This is a genomic window from Alcanivorax sp. (assembly GCF_051117345.1).
Taxonomy (GTDB): domain Bacteria; phylum Pseudomonadota; class Gammaproteobacteria; order Pseudomonadales; family Alcanivoracaceae; genus Alcanivorax.
In genome coordinates this window covers 1-3,314 of record NZ_JBNPEC010000231.1, presented here as the reverse complement: position 1 = coordinate 3,314, position 3,314 = coordinate 1, and the positions used below count along the sequence as shown (strand labels likewise).

The following is a 3,314-nucleotide window of genomic DNA, read 5'->3' as shown; positions in this document are numbered from 1 at the left end:
GCCGCGCCCTCCGGGTCTTCCAGGCTGGCCCGCACTCGTTGTTGCAATGTCTCGATGGGTGGACACACACCTTCAACATTGCGCCTAGATTGCGAACCAGCCTGAAAGACTGAGCATGCAAGGAGTTATTCAGAGGCTCCTTAATCCTGATCGTTTACCGGGTTGACCGGCTCCAGGTGAGTCAGGGGTTGGTCCGGTTTGGGGTAGCTCCAGCGTGCCTGACGGTGGGTCAGGTGATAGCTGTCCAGGCCGGACAGGGCCACAGTTCCCGCCTTCTCGATATCCACATAACCGTCGCTGCCCAGGGCATAGCCGGGCAACTGGATATGTTCGATGGCGCCAATCACCATCACGGTGTCGTTGATCTGCAGGGTGTGGGTTTCCAGCAGCACCATGCCCAGGCGGATGCGAGCCTGCTCCACAAACGGCGCCGGGAAATCAGGCAGGTAAGCCGGCGTCAGGCCAGTGGCCGTGAACTCTGACACCTGACGCGGGTAGCGAGCGGCGGTCTGGTGGGCGGCAGGCACCATGTCACCATGCACCTGGTTGAGTGTGTAGAACCCGGTTTCCATCAGGTATTCCAGGCTGTGCCGGTCCACGGAGTGAGGGCGAATGATCATGCCGAGCAGTGCCGGGTCGGCGCCTATATGGAAACAGGAGCTGACGATGGACAGGTTCTCCTGGCCATTGCTGGCACGAGTACCCAGCAGGTTGGCGCTCTTGAAGCCGGACAGGCTATTGATCAGGTTGACCCGTTGTTGGCGTGGCAGGTCCTTGAGAGTATCGGCGGTCAGGTGCATGGTGTGCGTCCTCCTGGCGCCGTATTATCAGAAGCCGCCGTGAGTAAACCGTGGAGACCTGTTACCGGCTATGGCAAATCCTTTCGACCGTGAGCATATTGTTCAGCAGTGGCAGCCCCTCAACTGGGAAGCCTTTGATCCGCTCAGTGAATCCACCCGGCGCTACGTCGCCTACTATGGCCTGAATTTCGCTGAGCGTCTGCCGGACCTTGAGCATGGTTTCGGCTATTTCGAGGCTGCCGGACACCAGTTGTCGGTGCATGCCTGGCGTCCCAGGGCGCCGCGCGGCACCGTGCTGGTCTGCCATGGTTACTTCGACCATGTGGGGCTGTACCGCCATATCATTGGCCATGTGCTGGAACTGGGCTATGCGGTGCTGGCCTATGATCTGCCCGGTCACGGTCTCAGCTCGGGGCCCCAGGCGGTGATCGATGATTTTCGTACCTACCGGGATGTGCTCGAGCAATGCCTGTCGCTGGCGGATAACCACTTTCCCGGGCCCTGGCATGTGATTGCCCAGAGTACCGGCGGCGCTATCGTGATGGACTATCTGTTAAGTCGTGGTGACGGCGATGCCAACCCCTTTGAGCATGTGATCTTGTTGGCACCACTGGTACGACCGTTCAAGTGGTCGTCGGCGCGCTGGCTGCATACCTTTATCCGTCCCTTTGCGCGCAGTATCAAACGGGTTTTCACCATCAACTCCAATGACCCGGATTTTCTCGACTTTCTTGAAAACCAGGATCCGCTACAAGCGCGCCGGGTGTCGGCGGTGTGGGTTTCCGCATTGAAAAAATGGCTGCCGGGTTTTGAGAAAGCATCACGAATAAAAGTGTCGCCGGTGGTGATACAGGGGGACATGGATGAAACTGTCGACTGGCGTTATAACTTGAAGATGATTCAGCAAAAATTCCAGGATCCGCATATCCATATGCTGCCAGGTGCACGCCACCAGCTGGTTAACGAGGATGAGGGGTTTCGTCGGAAAATCTTCTCGATTATTGATCAATACCTCGACTAACCAGCGATTTTACGCTTTGTTACTTGAGCTGCGGAACGAGTTCGCGGAAGGTATCGTCACATAATGGCAATGTTCCTTTTTTGATTATTGTTTCAAGGAGACAAACATGGATAAGAAATGGATGCTGGCAATGACCGCCGGTGCTGCAATGATGAGCCAGGTAGCGGTAGCCGACCTGAACGCGGGTATCAATGCGGCTGTTAACGCCGAAGCGGATGCCAAAGCCACTGAGCAGTCTGTCCGTGATCAGCGTGATGCGGGTAAAGCGAAAGCCGAACAAATGAAGGAAGAGGCCAAGGCTCGCAAGGAAGCGATGAAAGAGCAGGCCGAAGCGAAGAAAGAAGAAGCCAAGGCCAAGAAAGAAGCCATGAAGGAAGAGGCTGAAGCGAAGAAAGAAGCGGCCAAAGAGCGTGCAGAAGCAGAGCGCGAAGCTGCAGAAGATCGCATGGAAGCAGAGCGTGAAGCTGCGGAAGATATGAAAGACGCCGCCGAGGCCAATGCTGAAGCAGACGTTAATGCCAGTGCCGAAGTCAATGGCAATGGTGCCAAGGCTGACGCCAATGTGAATGCCAATGCCAAAGAGAACGCCAGCGAAAAAGCCTGGTTCAACTTCTGGGATTAAGTCATTCGCTTTGCGAAAAAAAGGGCCGCAATTTGCGGCCCTTTTTTATTGCTTGAAATATTCAATACTGATTGACGCTGCCGTTCTCGCCCACCAGCACTACATCCGCAGGCCGTTTGGCAAATAGCCCATTGGTGACCACGCCGACAATATTGTTGATTTTCTCCTCCATCTCGATGGGGTTGAGAATATCCAGATTGTGCACGTCGAGAATGATGTTGCCGTTGTCGGTCACAAAGTCTTCCCGGTACTCCGGCTGACCGCCCAGAGCGACCAGTTTGCGAGCCACATGGGAGCGTGCCATGGGAACCACTTCCACAGGCAGAGGGAAACGGCCCAGCCGCTTTACTTGCTTGGACCCATCAACAATACAAACAAACTGTCGGGCCACGGCGGCGACAATTTTTTCGCGAGTCAGTGCACCGCCACCGCCCTTGATCATTTCCCTGTGACCGTTTACTTCATCAGCACCGTCCACATACACCGGCAGGCTGTCCACGTCGTTCAGTGACAACACCGGGATGCCGTGACTCTTGAGTCGTTCTGCGGTGGCGTCGGAGCTGGCCACGGCGCCCTTGATACGGTCTTTCAGGGTGGCCAGGCCGTCGATGAAGAAGTTGGCGGTGGAGCCGGTCCCCACGCCGATGACTTCGCCTTCCGGTACAAAGCGGAGCGCCGCCTCGGCGACCTGTTTTTTCAGCGCATCCTGGTCCATGAAATTGTCCTGTCGTGCGGGTAAAAGAAATGTGCGGGAATTATAGGGCAGGCGTGGCGATGACTCGACCCTGGGGCGTCGCTGCCGTATCGCATTTATCCCGGCCAGCCCCTAGACTAGTCCCTTCTGCGCACCAAACACCAACCCGGAACTCCC

Annotated in this window: 4 protein-coding genes; 2 read left to right on the top strand and 2 right to left on the bottom strand. The window is 56.4% G+C overall.

All coding sequences use genetic code 11. The annotated features are described in order from the left end of the window. Positions 1-140: 140 nt before the first annotated feature. A complete protein-coding gene (locus tag ACFE0K_RS14850) occupies positions 141-800 on the bottom strand; it encodes a flavin reductase family protein (RefSeq protein WP_434536798.1) in 660 nt (219 codons plus the stop codon). Between the two features lie 70 nt (positions 801-870). Between ACFE0K_RS14850 and ACFE0K_RS14845 the strand changes: the two genes are divergently transcribed. Together ACFE0K_RS14845 and ACFE0K_RS14840 are read left to right on the top strand one after the other, a co-directional pair. Next, positions 871-1,821 (top strand): alpha/beta hydrolase, encoded by a 951-nt coding sequence (locus tag ACFE0K_RS14845; protein WP_434536797.1) that lies wholly within the window; start codon positions 871-873, stop codon positions 1,819-1,821. Positions 1,822-1,927: 106 nt separating this feature from the next. Continuing rightward, a complete protein-coding gene (locus tag ACFE0K_RS14840) occupies positions 1,928-2,443 on the top strand; it encodes a hypothetical protein (RefSeq protein WP_434536796.1) in 516 nt (171 codons plus the stop codon). 61 nt (positions 2,444-2,504) lie between these two features. Here ACFE0K_RS14840 and rpiA read toward each other — a convergent pair whose 3' ends face one another. After that, positions 2,505-3,158 (bottom strand): ribose-5-phosphate isomerase RpiA, encoded by a 654-nt coding sequence (gene rpiA, locus ACFE0K_RS14835; protein ID WP_434536795.1) that lies wholly within the window; start codon positions 3,156-3,158, stop codon positions 2,505-2,507. Between the last annotated feature and the right edge of the window lie 156 nt (positions 3,159-3,314).